We start from the raw sequence: 16,255 nt of genomic DNA on the forward strand, positions 1-16,255 counted from the left end.
GGCAGACGCCCGTAAAGAGGGTGTCACTCTGTCCTCCCGTGGAACGTTCGCGACCGGTCCGCTGGCGGCGGGTGGACTCTCTTCGCCGGGTCCGGTGGCAGGCCGGCCGCCGGGCCATGCCTTCGTTGTGCAAAACGGTCCGAGAGTGCGTTGAAAAAGGTTTACTGAAATGAAACGGCCGCATTACCCCCGATCGTGCCGTCCGGGTCAATAGTCATCGTGCAGAACCTGGGGTGCAGAACCTTGGACGCAGAACCTGGGCAAGGAACCTGGTCGGCCTGCGCGTACCGATGCCCTTATTGCGCGCGTATCGTGCGCGGCGGATCGCTCACGCCATCGCCCCGTTTGCGCGGAGACGGTCCGGAACGCGGCTGATGGGCGTCCGGATGACGGCGCGCGGGATCGGCGTGCCATCGGCATGGAAACGGTCGGGAAACACCTGGTGCGGCGTCTTGCCGATCAGTTCGGCAATGCGCCGTTCGGTGCGGATGGAATTTCCGGGCCGGTGGATCGCCGCGCTGATTGCGTTGGGATTCAACCCCAATTGGCGAGAGATGCTCGCCAAACTGCCATACCGTTTCCTTAGTTCGGCTTTTATATCCTCGACATGCATTGGCCTAACGCATGGCTTTCATGCCATACTGCGTCCCCTTGTGCGAGCCGGGCCGGCGCCAACCGGCCTTTATTTTCAACCCGAGATCAGATGTTGGCGCCTGATCCACATCTCAGAGGATGCTGTGTGAGTTTCTGTATGGCAACTCCAAATGAAAAGTCCGATCTTAAAATTTCTGTAATTAATCCCTGATCGGTGGTTATCCGTTGAAATGTCTAAGAATTTAGAGATTCCATACGGCAACGCTGCCAATATGGCCGGATTCGGCCCCGACGACGCCGGCAGCGACGTAAAACGGCGGGCCGAAAGATTGCGCGCCGCCGTTCAGGCCGCCGGCGGGAATTCCCAAGTGGCAATTCGCGCCCAGATGGCGGTTGGCACGCTCAACAACTACATCGCCGGCCGCGACATGAAGGCCAGCGCCATGATCGCTCTTGCAAGAGCATGCGGCGTGCCGCTCGAATGGCTGGCGGTAGGCGCCGAAACGCCGATGTCCGATGCGTTCCGTCAGCGTCCGGGGCGGACGGCCAGCTTGCAGGACGTGCCCGCGTTCGCGCCGGATTTGATGTTCCATCCTCAATTCGGCGACCGCGAGACGATCCAGGTCAAGTACTTTGATGCAGAACCGTCCCCCGGCGCCGGAATGCAGCCGAACGATTGGGAAGACGGCAGGACCTATACGGTTTCAAGGCATTTCATCGGCAACGTGCTGGGCGCGTGGAGCAGGAATTTATTCTTCGTCCGCATCCAGGGGGACAGCATGCAGCCCTCGATCGATGCCGGGGATACGCTTCTGGTCAATTACACGCCCGCCCCGTTCGTCCAGTCGGTCTATGTCGTTGCGGTTCAAGGCCTGCTGATGGTCAAGCGCCTGTCGATCAAGGACCCGGAAACCCTCAGCGTCGTCAGCGACAACCCGCGATACGCGTCCTTCGACGTCCCGATCCGGCGCATGACCTGGTCGGCCGATGACGACAGCGCCCAGCTTCGCCTGATCGGCCGCGTCATCGGCCGCTTCCATCTGAATGTCTGAGCGGCGATGGCAGGCCTCCGGATGATCCTCCGATCGGTCCAAAGGCACCGGCGGGCGTTCCGGTGGGCTTGCGGCGCCGGCTGCGTGGTGGCGCTCCTGCTGCTCGGTCCGCGCGCGCATCCCTGGCGGGGACAGGTCTCCCTGCCGCCGGTGCCGCAGGACCCGGCGGCGCTGGATGCCTGGATCGCCGACCGCGAACGGGCCGCCGGCCCGTTGCGCCCCGATACGCGGGCCCGGATCGTCTGGGCCGATCCGGCCCATCCGGCGCGCACGGCCTGCGCCATGGTCTATCTGCACGGCTTCACCGCCAGCCAGGGCGAAGGCGCGCCCGTTCATGCCGACCTGGCCCGCGCCTTCGGCTGCAATCTCTATCTCGCCCGCCTGCCGGGCCACGGGCTGCGCGCGCCCGATGCGATGCGCGGCCTGTCGGCGGCCGGCCTGATGCAAGGGGCGGCCGCGGCGCTGGCCATCGGCCGGGCGATCGGCGATCGCGTGGTCCTGATCGGCACCTCCACCGGGGGCGCGCTGGCGCTGGCGCTGGCGGCCCAGCATCCGCGGGCGGTCGCGGGGCTGGTGCTGTGGTCGCCCCTGGTGCGCGAACGCGACGATCGGTTGGACCCGCTGTTCCGGCCCTGGGGCGTGCCCTTGATGTGGCTGGTGCATAATCACGGCCACGCCGTGACGCACGAACCCGCCATGGGCCCGATCTGGACGGGCGACGTCCATCTGGACGGCTATGTCGCGCTGGCCGAACTGACGCGCGGGCAGATGACCCGGGCGACCTTCCGGCGCGTCACCGCGCCGGTGTTCCTGGGCTATTATGATCGCGACCCGGCCCATCAGGACCCGACGGTTTCGGTCGCCGCGATGCTGGCCATGTTCGACCAGCTCGGCACGCCGCCCCAGGCCAGGCGCAAGGTGGATTTCCCCGGCGCCGACAGCCACGTCATCGTCTCTCCGCTGCGCTCGCACGCCGCCGCCGCGGTCTGCCGCGCCACGCGCGACGCGCTGCATGACCTGATGGGCCTGGACCCGGCGCCCGGGGCCGGTCCGGCGCCCTGCGCCGGAGTCGCCGCCCCGGCGCGGGGTAGCCAGCCGGATTCAGGCGGGTAGAATAGGGCCATCCGGCGCTCCGGCCGGTCAGATCGTGCTGTAAGGAATCGAAAAATGGCTGATTGTCCCGTCAAATGCCCCGTGAAGTCGCCGTGCGTGAAGGGCATCGTGGCGCTGGGCCTGGTGGTGGCGCTGATCTGCTTCTTCAAGAAGAAGGCCTGCTGCAAGGCCAAGGCCTGATCCGTTCCGTCCCGGGGCCTCTCCCCGGGACGGGTCCCCATGGCGCGGGCCTCGGGCAGGGGCCTGGAATATCAGGGGCGTGGACTGTCATGGCCCTGGAATATCACGGCCTGTCGCGACAGGATTTCGGTCCGGTCCCGATCCAGGCTCCGCTTCCGGTCCGGCGCATCATCCATATCGACATGGATGCGTTCTATGCGTCGGTCGAACAGCGTGACGATCCCACCCTGCGCGGCCGCCCGGTCGCGGTCGGCGGCAGCCGGCAGCGCGGCGTCGTCGCCGCCGCCAGCTATGAGGCCAGGCGCTTCGGCGTGCGCTCGGCCATGCCGTCGGTCACCGCCCTGCGCCGCTGCCCCGACCTGGTGTTCGTGCCGCCGCGCTTCGACGTCTATCGCGCTGTCTCGGCGCAGATCCACGCCATCTTCGCGCGCTATACCGCACTGATTCAGCCCCTCTCGCTGGACGAGGCCTATCTGGACGTCACCGTGCCGCTGGTCGCCCGCCCCTCGGCCACCGCCATCGCCCAGGACATCCGCGCCGCCATCCGGGCCGAAACCGGCCTGACCGCCTCGGCCGGCGTGTCCTACAACAAATTCCTGGCCAAGCTGGCATCCGACCATCGCAAGCCGGACGGGCTGTACGTGATTACCCCCCGCATGGGACCGCGCTTCGTCGAGGCGCTGCCGGTCGAGCGCTTCCACGGCATCGGCCCGGCCACGGCGGCACGCATGCACGCGCTGGGCATCCGTACCGGACTGGACCTCCGCGCCTGGGACATGGCCGGCCTGGCCCGGCATTTCGGCAAGGCCGCGGCCTTCTATCACGGCATCGCGCGCGGACGGGACGACCGTCCGGTCGAACCCGACCGGCCCCGCAAATCGCTGGGGGCCGAACGGACATTCGACCGCGACATCCGGGACTGGCCGCAGGCCGCCGCGGCCTTGGACGATCTGTCCGCCCGGGTCTGGCAGGCGTGCGCCCGGCGTGGATTGTCCGGCCGCACCGTCACCCTGAAACTCCGCTATGCCGATTTCAAGCAGACTGGGCGCGCGCACTCGCTGCCCGGCCCGGTCGCCGCCCAGGCCGCCCTGTCCCGGGTGGCGCAGGACCTGCTGCGTCCGTTCTTCCCGCTCAAGCAGGGGCCGCTCAAACAGGGGCCGCTCGAACAGGGGATCCGCCTGCTGGGCGTCACGCTGTCCAACCTCGATGCGGCGGAAGCGCGCCCCGGCGCGCAACTCGTCCTGGCCCTGGACCCGTCCCTGGACCCGTCCCTGGATCCGACCCTGGACCGGGGCTGAAAGGCTGCTCCACAAGCCTTTCAGCGGTCTTGCCCTCACGCGGTCTCATGCCCATAAGCTGGCACGACGCCGCCATTCCGCCGCGTCGTCATTCCGCATCGGAAACAGCAGGATCGAACGCCCATGTCGCTTCTCGTCAGAACCGCTCCCGCGCGCGCGGAAGCCTGGCGCCTCGCCTTCGCCAAGGCGGCGCCCGGCCTGGACGTCCGGATCTGGCCCGAATGCGGCGACCCGGCCGATATCACGGCCCTGCTGACCTGGCAGCCGCCGCCGGACCTGCTCGCCCTCTATCCCAATCTCCAGGTGGTCTTCTCCGAAGGGGCGGGGGTCGATCAGTTTCTTGCCCTGGGCCTGCCCGACACGATGCCCCTGGTCCGCATCGTCGACCCGGCCCTGACCGACATGATGGTGGAATACGGGGTCTGGGCGACGCTGGACCTGCATCGGCAGATGCCGGCCTATCGTCGGGCGCAGGCGGCGCACCGATGGAAGGGCCTGCCGCCATGCCTGGCCGCCGACCGCCGGGTCGGGGTGCTGGGGCTGGGTGTGCTCGGCCGTGCGCTGCTGCACCGCCTGCACCTGTTCGGCTTTCCCTGTGCGGGATGGAGCCGCAGCCCGCACGCGCTCGACGGCGTCACCTGCTTCGCGGGCCGGGACGCGCTGGCGCCGTTCCTGGCCAGGACCGATATCCTGATCTGCCTGCTGCCGCTGACCGACGATACGCGCTTCCTGCTTTCGGCGCCCGCCTTCGCGGCGCTGCCGCGCGGGGCCGCGCTGGTCAATTGCGGCCGCGGCGGCCATGTGCACGAGGACGATTTGCTGGCGGCCCTGGCCGATGGGCAGCTCTCGCACGCGATCCTCGACGTCGCCGGCCAGGAGCCGCTGCCCGAAAGCCATCCGTTCTGGACCCATCCGGGCATCACGCTGACGCCGCACATCGCCAGCGACACCGTGCCGGCCAGCGCCGCCCGGCAGATCGTCGAGAATCTCGACCGCCTGCGCCGGGGCGAATGCCCGTCGGGCCTGGTCGATCGCGGGCGCGGCTATTGAAATTCCTGCCGCGTTACTTGCCCGTCTTTCATGATATCGAGCGGACTTCAAAGTATTGACTAATTTTTAATCTTTAATAGATGTGCCGGCACGGTCTCGCATGTCGGAAGCCGCGATGCGCGAAGGGCGCGCATCCTTCGGGCATGGAAGAAAAAATGGCGATCCGCGCCTTGTCATGTTCCATGCTATAACGCTACGCATAAAGGCAGCAGACGGCTGGATATCCTGGGGTGCCGGCATCAAATCGGGACCGTGCCACTGAATACCGCAATATGCCGGCGACGGCGTGGCGCAACTGCCAAAGCAAAAACCGGCGGAGCAGCCCGGCTCCGCCTCCCTGTTGCCCCGAGGCCTGAATGCGACTCATAGCCATCGTTGACGACCGTTCAACCAACCGGACGATCTTCGCGCGGCTGGCCATGACGCTGGGCACGGACATCCAGGTCGAAGTCTTCTCCACGCCGCTCGAGGCCCTGGACTGGTTCGGGGACGACAACGTGCCCGACCTGATCATCACCGACTACAAGATGCCGCTGATGGATGGGGCGGCCTTTACTGCGCGCATCCGCAATCTCGACTGGGGCTATGACGTCCCGGTGGTCGTGGTCACTGCATATGAGGACCGCGATTACCGCATCAACGCGCTGGATGCCGGTGCGACCGACTTCCTGCTCAGCCCGGTCGACCATACCGAATTCCTGACCCGGGCGCGCAACTTGCTGCAGCTTAGCTGGCATCAGAAGCGCGCCCGTTCGCGCGCCGTGCAGTTGGAGCAGGAACTGGAAACCACGCGCCTCGCGCGGGCCGAGATCCTGCGCGGCAGCCGCGACCGGCTGCTGCAGGTGATCGACACCGTGCCGGCGATGATCAGCGCGACCGACGCCGACGGGAATTATCTGTTCGTCAACAAGTTCCACGCCCGCGTCCTGGGGCCTCGCCAGGGGCGCAACAACGCGGCCTCGGTCACCCGCGACCGGCAGGTGCTGGAAAGCGGCCTGCCCACGTCGCGCTACGAGGAAAGTATTTCCGACCGTTACGGGATGGAACGGATCCTGCTGACCTCCAAGATCCCGCTTTATGACGAGGCCAGCGGCATGCGCTACGTGCTGACCACGTCGCTGGATATCACCGACCGCAAGAAGGCCGAGTGGGAACTGCACCACTTGGCCTATTACGACCAGCTCACCGGTCTGCCCAGCCGCTCCAAGCTGGAATCCGAGATGCAGGCGCTGATGGCCCAGCGGGGCCCGAACGGCCGCCCCTTCGCGTTCCTGCTGCTCGACCTGGACCGCTTCAAGGGCGTCAACGACACGCAGGGCCACACGGTCGGCGACCTGCTGTTGCGCAAGGTGGCGGTCCGGCTGCGTACCGTCCTGCCCCATGCCGCGGTCATCGCGCGGCTGGGCGGCGACGAATTTTCCATCGTCCACGACATCGCCGACGCCGCCGACGCGGCCGAGCTGGCCGAGCGGATCGTCGGCATCTTCTCGCGCCCCTTCATGCTGGGGGACCGCTCCATGAGCGTCGGCGCCAGCGTGGGCGTCACCTTGTATCCCGAACCCGACGCGACCTTCGAGACCCTGCTCAAGCGCGCGGACCTGGCGATGTACCGCGCCAAGAACGAGGGACGCTGCCGCTACGCCTTTTTCGACCAGGGGATGGAACAGGTCTTCTCCGCGGCGACCGAGATGGAGCAGGCGCTGCGCCGGGCCATCGACAAGGGCGAGTTCGTCCTGCACTACCAGCCCGAGATCGACCTCGCCACCGGGGCCGTGTCGGGGGTCGAGGCGCTGATCCGCTGGGTGCGTCCCGGCGGCGAACTGGTCTATCCGGGCCGCTTCCTTCCGCTGGCCGAGGAGACGGGGCTGATCGTTCCCATGACGGTATGGTCCCTGCGCGAGGCCTGCCGCCAGGCGGCGCAATGGCGGCATGACGGCATTCATGTCCGCATGGCGGTCAATCTGTCGGGCGTCCTGTTCCGCCAGCACGACGTGCACCAGCTCGTGGTGGACGCCACGACCGAAACCGGCCTGGACCCCAATTTCCTGGAACTGGAACTGACCGAGACCGCACTGATCGAAAACCCCGATTCCGCAGGGCGGCAGTTGCGGGCATTGCAGATGCTGGGGGTCTCGGTCGCCATCGACGATTTCGGCACCGGCTATGCCTCGCTGGCCTATCTGACCAAGCTGCCGATCCGACGGTTGAAGATCGATTCGGTCTTCATCCAGGACCTGGCTTCGTCCTCGGGCAGCCGGGCGATCGTCAAGGCGATCATCGGCCTGGGTGAAAATCTCGGTATCCAGGTGATCGCCGAGGGAATCGAAAGGGAGGACCAGCTTCGCTGGCTCGAAGACCAGAATTGCCAGGAAGCACAGGGTTTTTATTTCGGACATCCGCTGCCCCCCGCGCGCTTCCGCACCCTCGTCGAGGCCGGGGTACTGACGCTCGCGGGCCGGGTCACCGCTCCGGCCGAACCCGGCGGGAACGCCTAGATTAAGCGTGTATCCGCCATGACCTTGAAATCCGGACGCTGAAATTCGCGAGACACGGGGTGTTCGTCCGGCCTCGGCGTCTTGCGTTTTCGCGCCGCCGCCCGTACCGACTGCGGCCATCAAGCGGCCATGTTGGCCGGGCAGGATACGGGATGGGTGCCGGTCCCCTTCCACCGTCACCGGCCGATTTCGTCCGGTGCCCGTCATCGGACGCCGCGAGTGTGTTTTATGGAGCATCTTCACGCGACCGGGCGAACCCGCCATATCGCGATCTGCTCTGGGCCCGAGAGAGTCATGACCCATGGGGGTGCGTAAAATCCTGGCGCGAATGCGGCAAGGCGGGGACGGCGAACACCAGATCGTCCTGAACCGGCTGGTCATCGCCTGCATCGTGCAGATCTATCTGCTCGGGATCTATCTGTACGGCGCGATCACGCTCGGGCGCCTGTGCGGGTTGTCGGCCATCTGCGGCACGTTCCTGCTGGGGGCGATCGCGATCGCCGTCGCCCTGCTGCTATGGCCGCGCCCGTCGCAGGCGCGCCGGATCCTGCAACTCGGCTGGGACCTCGGCTTCCTGTCGCTGGGCATGCACCAGGGCCGCATCGACGGCATCCCGCTCTATCCGATCTATCTTTGGGTGATCCTGGGCTACGGCTTCCGTTTCGGCCTGACCTACATCGCCGCGGCGGCCGTGCTCGGCGCCAGCGGCTTTGTCCTTGCAGTCCACGACCTGCCGGTCTGGCGCGATACCGGCTATCTCTTCGCGGGCCTGGTGATCGGCTTGCTGATCATCCCGCTCTATTCCGCGTCGCTGATCCGCTTTCTGTCCGATACCCGCAGACGGGCCGAGGAAGCCAGCCGGGCCAAGACATTGTTCCTGGCCAGCGTCAGCCACGAACTGCGCACGCCGCTGAACGCCGTCATCGGGATGGGCCGCCTGCTCGGCGAATCCGCGCTGGATACCGAGCAGCGCGACATGGTCCGCACCATCCGCGCGGCGGGCACCTCGCTGCTGGGCATGATCGAGGATCTGCTGGATTTCTCGCGGATCGAGGATGGCCGCATGCCCGTGCGCGCCCGGCCTTTCGCGCTGCTGTCGGTATTGAACGAGGTCCGGCGCATCGTGGGGGTCGCCGCGCACGACAAGCGGCTGCAGATCTGCATCCATGTCACCGCCCGCACCCCGTCATGGCTGGTCGGCGACGACCGGCACGTGCGTGACATCCTGCTCAACCTGGCGGGCAACGCCGTTAAATTCACCGAACGGGGCCATGTCGTGATCGCGGTGGATGGCGCCGCGCTGCCCGGCGGCGGCGTCGGCCTGCGGTTCGAGGTCTCGGACAGCGGGATCGGCATCCCCGAAGCCGCGCAGCAGCGCGTCTTCGAAACCTTCACCCAGGCGGATGATTCCGTGATCGACCGTTTCGGCGGTACCGGGCTGGGCCTGGCCATCTGCCGCCGGCTGGTCGACCTCATGGGCGGCGAGATGGGACTGCGCAGCCTGGAGGGGCAGGGCAGCACCTTCTGGTTCACGATCCGGCTGCAGGAGGCTGCCCCGGCATCGGTGCCTCCCGCGTCGGCATCCCCCCCATCGGCATCCCCCGCATCGGCCTCTCCCACATCGGCGCCGGCGGCGTGGCCCGGCCTGGTCCTGCTGACGCGCAACGCCGCGCGCTACGCGGACCTCCTCGCGCGGATCGGGCGGCTGGGCGCGCATGTCACGGTCGTGCCGTCCCCCGACGCGGCGGCGGCGCTGCTGGGCCGTTCCGAAACGCGGGCGATCCTGCTGGCCGACGGCGCCGAGACGGATGCGGGGACGGATGCGGGGACGGGCGATGCCGGCACCGCGGCTGCGCGGCCGCCCGCGATCCTGCTCGGCCCGGCGGCCGCCGACGGCCTGCCGGACGAGGCCACGCGGCGCAATTTCCTCTCGATCCTGCCACCCGACGCGGATGACGGCGCGATCACGACCGTCCTCGGCCTGGCCGCAGCCCTGATGCCCGAACGCCCCGACCCGTCCGAACCCGCCACGCCGCTGAGCGAGGGGCTCGTCGCGGCCCGTTCGCTGTCGATCCTGGTCGTCGAAGACAACATCGTCAACCAGAAGGTCCTGTGCAAGACCCTCTCCCGGGTCGGCCATCGCTGGCGCGCCGCCGCGAATGGCGAGGAAGCGCTGGAACGTCTGGAGGCGGAATCGTTCGACCTGGTGCTGATGGACCTCAACATGCCCGTCATGAACGGGATCGAGGCGACCAAGCTCTATCGCTTCTCCGAGGTCGGCGCCGGCGCCAGCCTGCCGATCGTGGCGCTGACGGCGGACGGCACGCAGGAAACCCAGGCCCGGTGCCGCGAGGCCGGAATGAACGGATTCCTGCTGAAACCGATTGAAATCGAGGCCCTGCTGCAGACGATCGATGCGCTCGTTCCCGCTTCGGCCGGGCAACGCCCCGCGCGTCCGGAACCGCTCGCCCCGCCGCCGCCGCTGGTGGAGCGGGCCGTCGTCGTCCCGTTCCCGGCCGTCACGCTGAACCGCAAGATGGTGCAGGACCTGCAGGCATTGGGCGGCACCCAATTCCGCGCCGACCTCATCGGCGATTTCCTGACCGACGCGGCGGCCATCATCGACCGGATGGCGGATGCGCTGGCGGCGGGCAAATGGACCGTGCTGTTGGACGAGGCCCATTCATTGCGCAGCGCCGCGGCGAATGTCGGGGCCGAACGGCTGACATCGCTCTGCCAGGAATGGCGGGGCTTCGACTTCAATCGGGGGGCCGGTGCGGCCCATGCCCATCTTCTCGCCATCCGGCAGGAAATGGACAAGGTGCACGAGGCCCTGTTCCCCTACACGATCCTGTCGCCCCAGGACGGCATCGCTCCATAAGGACCGGCCCCACTGGCGGGCAGACCGCGGCGCATGATCGGCCTGCGTCGCGGTTCGCCCGCCAGATGACCGGCCGCCAGATGACCGGCCGCCAGTGACCGGCCGCCGTTCAACCGGCGGCGCTGGCCGGCTCGTCGGACTGGATGCGGCGGTTCTGGGCATTGACCAGCCGCAGCATCTTGCGCAGGTCGCTCTCCGTCAGGCGCATGGCGGCGTCCACCCAGATATCGGTGACGTCGCGCAGTTCCTGATGGCTGACCGGGTTGACCAGTTGCCTGGTCCGCAGGATCGCCTCGTGCGCGTTGTAGCGCCGGTCCAGGCGCGCCAGGTGCTCGCGGACGGTCGCCTCGCCGTCGCCCGGCTCGGCCAGTACGTCGATGATCCCCATGTCATGCAGATCGGCGGCGCTGTAGGTCTGGCCGCTCAGGATCATCTTTTCGGCCATGCGCGCGCCGATGCGCCGTGTCAGCAGCGTATAGGCCCCCATGCCCGGGAACAGGTTGAACAGGATTTCCGGCAGGCCGAACTTGGCATGTTTCTCGGCCACGATGATATTGCACGACAGCGCGGCCTCGAAACCGCCGCCCAGCGCGTCCCCCTGCACCAGGGCCACGCTGGTGACGAAATGCCCATAGCCGTCGGCGTTGGCGAAGACCACGTCCACGCAGCCATGGGCATAGCGGCGCAGCCCTTCGCGGTCCTTCTGCATGATCTTCTCGGCGAACAGCGCCAGGTCGCCGCCCAGGTTGAAGATCCCCGGCACCCGCGATCCCACCACGACATAACGGAACGGCAGGCTTCCGCCCGTTGCGTCCGCCACCGCATGGATCCGGTGCTGGATCGTCCGCAGGTCGCGCAGCAGCGGCGGCGAGAAGCTGGGCCGGCCATCCGGCCGCATGAAGGTCCACAGGGTCCGCCCCGCCGGATCGAACGAAACCTCGACGTTCGGCAGGCTTTCGATCGTGGTGGGCTCGGGTACGCTGCGCAGGCCGTGCAGCGGACGCCCGGACATCAGGGTGGGGTTCAGCGCGGTGGCAATGGACGAGACGGCCTGGATGCTGGATTTCGACGACATGATCTTCTCCTGACAGGATGCCGGACGGACGCTGCAATGCACCCGATGTGCCGTCGGACCGCCTCGGCCGGCGAAAGCCTAGCTGCCAGGCCGTGTGTCGTCATTGATGATGAAGCATGCCTTGCCCGTGCATGACGAACAATCCTGATAGGTTGCCCGGAAGACACGGCCGGCCATGCCGGAGAATTTCGGCGCATCACATCGCGCCTCGGCCACCCCGCGGGTGGCCGATGGAACGGAAATACATATTTTCAATAGATTGCCGGTCATGCAGAACATCTCCGGCGACGGACGGTACAGTTGATTTTTAAATTATTTCTTAAAATCCTGCGCCATGTTCGCCGGATTTCGGAAAAGCGCCCGGCCCGTCAACCGACACGCCATCCCGCGCGCAACGCGCGGCGTGGTCAGGCGCGGACCGTCTCCGCCATGATGGGGGTGCGGGATGCGCCGGTGCCGGTGCGATAACCATCCGGATGGGCCAGGCGCCAGCGATAGGCCGTCTCGACGATTTCGTCCAGCGTCACGAAGCGCGGAATCCAGGATGTCTCGGCCCGCAACCGCGCCGCGTCGGCGACCAGCCGCGCGGGATCGCCGGGACGGCGGGGGGCCGGCAGCCACGGCACCTGGCGGCCGGTGACGCGCTCGACGCTGCGGATCACCTCCATGTTGGAATGGCCCGTTCCGGTGCCGACATTATAGACCACGCTGCGGTCGCGAATCACGTCCAGCGCCGCCAGATGGGCCTGCGCCAGATCGCTGACATGGATATAGTCGCGGATGCAGGTGCCGTCCGGCGTGGGGTAGTCGTCGCCGAACAGGTGCAGTGCCCCGCGCCGCCCAAGGGCGGCGTCGATCACCAGCGGAATCAGGTGGGTTTCCGGGCGATGGTCCTCGCCGATCCGTCCGCCCGGATCGGCGCCGGCGGCGTTGAAGTAACGCAGGCAGGCACTGCGCAATCCGTGGATACGGTCCGCCCACAGCAGGGCGCGCTCGACCATGTGCTTGCTCTCGCCATAGGGGGAACCGGGTACGATCGGCGTATCCTCGGTAATCAGCGCATCCTCGGTCTGCCCGAACAGGGCGGCGGTCGAGGAAAACACGAAACGCTTCACGCCGTGCCGGATGCAGGCATCGACCAGAGCAAAGCCCAGCCCCGCATTGGCTTCCATATATAAAAACGGATGCTGCATGCTTTCGCCGACCAGGGACAGCGCCGCGAAATGCAGGACGCCGTCCCATGGCCCGTCCGCCAGGACCGCATCCACCAGCGCGCGATCCGCCAGGTCGCCCTCGATGAACCGCACCCCCTCGGGGACGGATTCCCGATGGCCGGTCCGCAGATTGTCGAAGACCACGACATCATGTCCGGCGTCACATAATGCCGCCACCACATGGCTGCCGACATATCCCGCACCGCCGGTCACCAGAAATCGCGATCGTCCCGCCATGGCTCGTTCCTTTCGAAACATGTCGTGGCCTGCCGCCACGTCCATGGATCGTTCGAGGTGGATGAAAGGACCGCCCGGACGGACATCCGGGCGGCCATGCGTCAGTTGCGGTTATAAGTGTCCTCGATGCGGATGATGTCATCCTCGCCCAGATAGGACCCGGTCTGGATCTCGATCAGGACCAGCGGAATCTTTCCCGGATTTTCCAGCCGGTGCGTGCATTCCTGCGGCAGATAGATGCTTTCGTTCTCATGGACGGTGATCTGTTCCGCATTGCGGGTCACCAGCGCCACGCCGCTGACCACGATCCAATGCTCGGCGCGATGATAATGCTTCTGCAGCGACAGCTTCTCGCCCGGCGTCACCACGATGCGCTTCACCTGGAAGCGCGCATCCTGGATCAGGCTTTCATAGAAGCCCCAGGGCCGATAGCAGCGATTATGGCTCTCGGCTTCCCTGCGCCCGGCGGCCTGCAGCCGCGTGACCATCTTCTTGACGTCCTGCGCGCGGCTTTGCTGCGTGACCAGCACCGCATCGCGGGTCGCCACCACCACCACGTTCTCGACGCCGACCACGGCCGTCAGGATCTCGTCCGAGCGAACATAGCTGCCGGCCACGGATTCCAGGAACACGTTGCCCTGGCTGACATTGCCGCCGTCATCCTTCTTGGTGATATCCCACAGGGCATCCCAGCTTCCGATGTCGGTCCATCCGAAATCGCCCGCGATCACCGCGGCCTGGTCGGTATGTTCCATGACCGCGTAATCGAACGAAATGTCGGGCGCCGCGCGGAACGACGCCGCATCCAGGCGCTGGAACATCAGGTCGCTCGTCCGCTGCTCCACCGCCTGGCGCACCGGGCCCAGCACCGCCGGGGCATAGGTCTCCATCTCCTTCAGCAGGGTGCGGGCGGAAAAGACGAACATGCCCGAATTCCACATATATTTTCCAGACGCGATCAGCTCGGAAGCGGTCGCCGCGTCCGGCTTCTCGATAAAGCAGGCGACCTCGCTCGCCTCCGGCAGCTTCGAGAGCGGCTTGCCGGCCTCGATATAGCCGTATCCGGTCTCCGGCCGGGTCGGATGCATGCCGAACACCACGATGCGGCCGCGCTGCGCGGCGGTGGCGGCGACGGGCAGCAAATGTTCCAGCGTATCCGGACGGGTGATGACGGCATCGGCCGCCATGATCCACAGCACCGCGTCCGGATCGGTCTCGGCCGCCAGCAGGGCGGCGGCGGCGATCGCGGGGGCGGAATTGCGCCCGACCGGTTCCAGGATGATCCGCGCGTTCTCGATGCCGGCTTCGCGCAACTGCTCGGCGATCAGGAAGCGATGCTCGTTGTTGCACACGACGATCGGGGCGTCGAAATTCTCGCCGACGCCGCGCAGGGCCGTCTCCTGCAGCATCGTCTTCTCGCCCACCAGCGACCAGAGCTGCTTGGGATAGCTGGCGCGCGACACCGGCCACAGCCGGCTGCCCGACCCCCCCGACAGGATGACGGGCACGATGCGGGTCGTGCTGGCGGATTTCGTGCCGATCATCGGGAAGACGGTGTCGGACATGGTTTGGTCCCTTTCCAGTGGTGCGTGCAGCAGGACAACGGAAAATAACAGCAAAATCACGGCATCTGACGCGATAATGATGCCGGATGGGTAACAATATTGTTCAGTTCGCCCGGACGGGCCGAAAAACCTGCGTCTCTTTACGCCTTATAGTCGTCAGTCGGTCATTCATGGCCGAGGCCGCTTGCGTCAGGCCACATACATAGCACATCGCGCCGCCATGGCCAGAAAAGCGTGCCGGACCGGCTGTTGTCCCTTGACCGCCGCCTTCGGCCGCCGCCCCGATGGCCACCGCCCGGATCGACGGTCCGGGTCAGTGCTGGCCGGCGAAAAGCGGCTGGCTGCTTGCCACGGGGGCATGGCGTCCGACGATGTCCAGAAGCTGGCGCGCGGCCCGGTCCCAGGTAAACCCGGCCACGTGGATGCCGCCGGCATCGCGCATCCGTCCCCGCCGCAGCGGATCCTCGACCACCGCCATGACGCGGCGCTCGATATCCGCCGGGTCGGCCGGATCGAAATAGGCGGCAGCCGGACCGCAGACTTCCTCCAGCGACGGAATCGCCGACGCGGCCACCGGACAGCCGCAGGCCATCGCCTCGATCGGCGGCAGGCCGAACCCCTCGTAGAAGGACGGGAATACGAAGCACAGCGCCGCCTCGTACAGGGCGCGCAATTCGGTGTCGTCGACCCGGCCGATATATTTCGCCGGCTGGGGCAGGGATTGCTCCCGGTCGCTCTCCGAGAAGACCGTGCGGTTCAGCCCTCCCGTCACCACCAGATCGATGTCCAGCGCCGCCAGCGACCGCGCCAGCAGCGACAATCCACGCAGATTCTTGTGCGGGGCCAGGTTGCCGACCGCCAGCACGAACCGCCGGGGCGTGATGTCGTGCCGGGCCAGGATCGTCCTGTCGGGCGTCAGGGACAGGATGTGATCCGCCCCCTCGGTGATGACCGATACGCCGTCATCGGGCAGGCGCAGGCGCGCCTGCAATTCGCGGCGTGAAAATTCGGACACGGTGACGAAATGCGTGCGCGTATGGCGCAGGGCATGCAGCATGCCCCTGTTCCACAGCCGAAACTTGGCCGAATAGGCCTGAGGGTAGCTGAAGACCCCCGCATCATGGACGACGACGATCTGCGCCTGGCCCGCCAGCGGGGCCAGCAACGGCGCGGTATTGCCCAGGTTGACCAGCATCCCGTCCCTGGCATGCCAGGGCAGTTCGGCCTGCTCCCACGCCTGTCCGCGCAGCCGCCCGCATGAACGGGCCGGCAGGCCGTCCGCCGGGCACGCGGCGGCCCCCGGCGGCGCGAGGATATGCGCCGGGAGTCCATGCGGGGAAATCTCCAATATCCGTTTGGAGATTTCCCGTGCGAATCGCTGAACGCCGCTGATCTTCTGGGTTAGGAAACGGCCGTTGATATACAGGTTCATTGCGTCCGTCCCGACCGCTTCAGATGAAACAGGTGCCGTGGCCCCGGCGCGTTTCCGGCCGGTCCCGAC

13 protein-coding genes are annotated in these 16,255 nt (G+C 66.9%); 7 read left to right on the top strand and 6 right to left on the bottom strand.

Going from position 1 to position 16,255, the window contains the following annotated elements:
* Positions 1-328 precede the first annotated feature (328 nt).
* A complete protein-coding gene (locus AAC691_RS19765) occupies positions 329-613 on the bottom strand; it encodes a helix-turn-helix domain-containing protein (protein WP_176640337.1) in 285 nt (94 codons plus the stop codon).
* Between the two features lie 349 nt (positions 614-962).
* On the opposite strand from AAC691_RS19765, the gene AAC691_RS19770 reads away from it, so the two are divergent.
* The 7 genes from AAC691_RS19770 to AAC691_RS19800 all read left to right on the top strand — a co-directional run bounded on the left by AAC691_RS19770 (position 963) and on the right by AAC691_RS19800 (position 10,663).
* Entirely contained in the window at positions 963-1,646 is a 684-nt protein-coding gene (locus AAC691_RS19770) for a LexA family transcriptional regulator (protein ID WP_342628201.1), read from the top strand.
* An 84-nt stretch (positions 1,647-1,730) separates the two neighbouring features.
* On the top strand, positions 1,731-2,759 hold the full coding sequence (locus AAC691_RS19775; protein WP_342628202.1) for an alpha/beta hydrolase: 1,029 nt from the start codon (positions 1,731-1,733) through the stop codon (positions 2,757-2,759).
* A gap of 54 nt (positions 2,760-2,813) precedes the next feature.
* Entirely contained in the window at positions 2,814-2,939 is a 126-nt protein-coding gene (locus tag AAC691_RS19780; RefSeq protein WP_281362898.1) for a hypothetical protein, read from the top strand.
* Between the two features lie 89 nt (positions 2,940-3,028).
* Positions 3,029-4,237 (top strand): DNA polymerase IV, encoded by a 1,209-nt coding sequence (gene dinB / locus AAC691_RS19785; protein WP_408906023.1) that lies wholly within the window; start codon positions 3,029-3,031, stop codon positions 4,235-4,237.
* A gap of 123 nt (positions 4,238-4,360) precedes the next feature.
* Positions 4,361-5,287 (top strand): glyoxylate/hydroxypyruvate reductase A, encoded by a 927-nt coding sequence (locus AAC691_RS19790; protein WP_342628203.1) that lies wholly within the window; start codon positions 4,361-4,363, stop codon positions 5,285-5,287.
* 356 nt (positions 5,288-5,643) lie between these two features.
* Complete coding sequence (locus AAC691_RS19795) at positions 5,644-7,782, top strand: EAL domain-containing protein (protein ID WP_342628204.1); 2,139 nt, start codon at positions 5,644-5,646, stop codon at positions 7,780-7,782.
* Between the two features lie 301 nt (positions 7,783-8,083).
* The gene (locus AAC691_RS19800; protein ID WP_342628205.1) at positions 8,084-10,663 is read left to right on the top strand and encodes an ATP-binding protein; all 2,580 of its coding nucleotides are present in this window, start codon (positions 8,084-8,086) and stop codon (positions 10,661-10,663) included.
* 109 nt (positions 10,664-10,772) lie between these two features.
* Here the strand turns inward: AAC691_RS19800 and AAC691_RS19805 are convergent, their stop codons facing one another.
* The 5 genes from AAC691_RS19805 to AAC691_RS19825 all read right to left on the bottom strand — a co-directional run bounded on the left by AAC691_RS19805 (position 10,773) and on the right by AAC691_RS19825 (position 16,186).
* Positions 10,773-11,738: a crotonase/enoyl-CoA hydratase family protein gene (locus AAC691_RS19805; RefSeq protein WP_176640953.1), complete on the bottom strand. Its 966-nt coding sequence runs from the start codon at positions 11,736-11,738 to the stop codon at positions 10,773-10,775.
* A gap of 78 nt (positions 11,739-11,816) precedes the next feature.
* Positions 11,817-12,008: a hypothetical protein gene (locus AAC691_RS19810; RefSeq protein WP_342628206.1), complete on the bottom strand. Its 192-nt coding sequence runs from the start codon at positions 12,006-12,008 to the stop codon at positions 11,817-11,819.
* Positions 12,009-12,145: 137 nt separating this feature from the next.
* Entirely contained in the window at positions 12,146-13,189 is a 1,044-nt protein-coding gene (gene galE / locus AAC691_RS19815; RefSeq protein WP_342628207.1) for a UDP-glucose 4-epimerase GalE, read from the bottom strand.
* Positions 13,190-13,290: 101 nt separating this feature from the next.
* Complete coding sequence (locus AAC691_RS19820; protein ID WP_323990300.1) at positions 13,291-14,754, bottom strand: mannose-1-phosphate guanylyltransferase/mannose-6-phosphate isomerase; 1,464 nt, start codon at positions 14,752-14,754, stop codon at positions 13,291-13,293.
* 313 nt (positions 14,755-15,067) lie between these two features.
* Positions 15,068-16,186, bottom strand: a complete 1,119-nt coding sequence (locus AAC691_RS19825; protein ID WP_342628208.1) for a glycosyltransferase family 1 protein — start codon at positions 16,184-16,186, stop codon at positions 15,068-15,070.
* Positions 16,187-16,255 lie beyond the last annotated feature (69 nt).

Origin of the sequence: Nguyenibacter vanlangensis (genome assembly GCF_038719015.1) — a bacterium.
Taxonomy (GTDB): domain Bacteria; phylum Pseudomonadota; class Alphaproteobacteria; order Acetobacterales; family Acetobacteraceae; genus Gluconacetobacter; species Gluconacetobacter vanlangensis.

Bases quoted from the DNA above. Each gene is read 5' to 3' on its own strand.
- AAC691_RS19765 (WP_176640337.1), bottom strand. From the start codon at position 613: ATGCATGTCGAGGATATAAAAGCCGAACTAAGGAAACGGTATGGCAGT.
- AAC691_RS19780 (WP_281362898.1), top strand. From the start codon at position 2,814: ATGGCTGATTGTCCCGTCAAATGCCCCGTGAAGTCGCCGTGCGTGAAG.
- dinB (WP_408906023.1), top strand. From the start codon at position 3,029: ATGGCCCTGGAATATCACGGCCTGTCGCGACAGGATTTCGGTCCGGTC.
- AAC691_RS19790 (WP_342628203.1), top strand. From the start codon at position 4,361: ATGTCGCTTCTCGTCAGAACCGCTCCCGCGCGCGCGGAAGCCTGGCGC.
- AAC691_RS19795 (WP_342628204.1), top strand. From the start codon at position 5,644: ATGCGACTCATAGCCATCGTTGACGACCGTTCAACCAACCGGACGATC.
- AAC691_RS19800 (WP_342628205.1), top strand. From the start codon at position 8,084: ATGGGGGTGCGTAAAATCCTGGCGCGAATGCGGCAAGGCGGGGACGGC.
- AAC691_RS19805 (WP_176640953.1), bottom strand. From the start codon at position 11,738: ATGTCGTCGAAATCCAGCATCCAGGCCGTCTCGTCCATTGCCACCGCG.
- AAC691_RS19810 (WP_342628206.1), bottom strand. From the start codon at position 12,008: ATGACCGGCAATCTATTGAAAATATGTATTTCCGTTCCATCGGCCACC.
- galE (WP_342628207.1), bottom strand. From the start codon at position 13,189: ATGGCGGGACGATCGCGATTTCTGGTGACCGGCGGTGCGGGATATGTC.
- AAC691_RS19820 (WP_323990300.1), bottom strand. From the start codon at position 14,754: ATGTCCGACACCGTCTTCCCGATGATCGGCACGAAATCCGCCAGCACG.
- AAC691_RS19825 (WP_342628208.1), bottom strand. From the start codon at position 16,186: ATGAACCTGTATATCAACGGCCGTTTCCTAACCCAGAAGATCAGCGGC.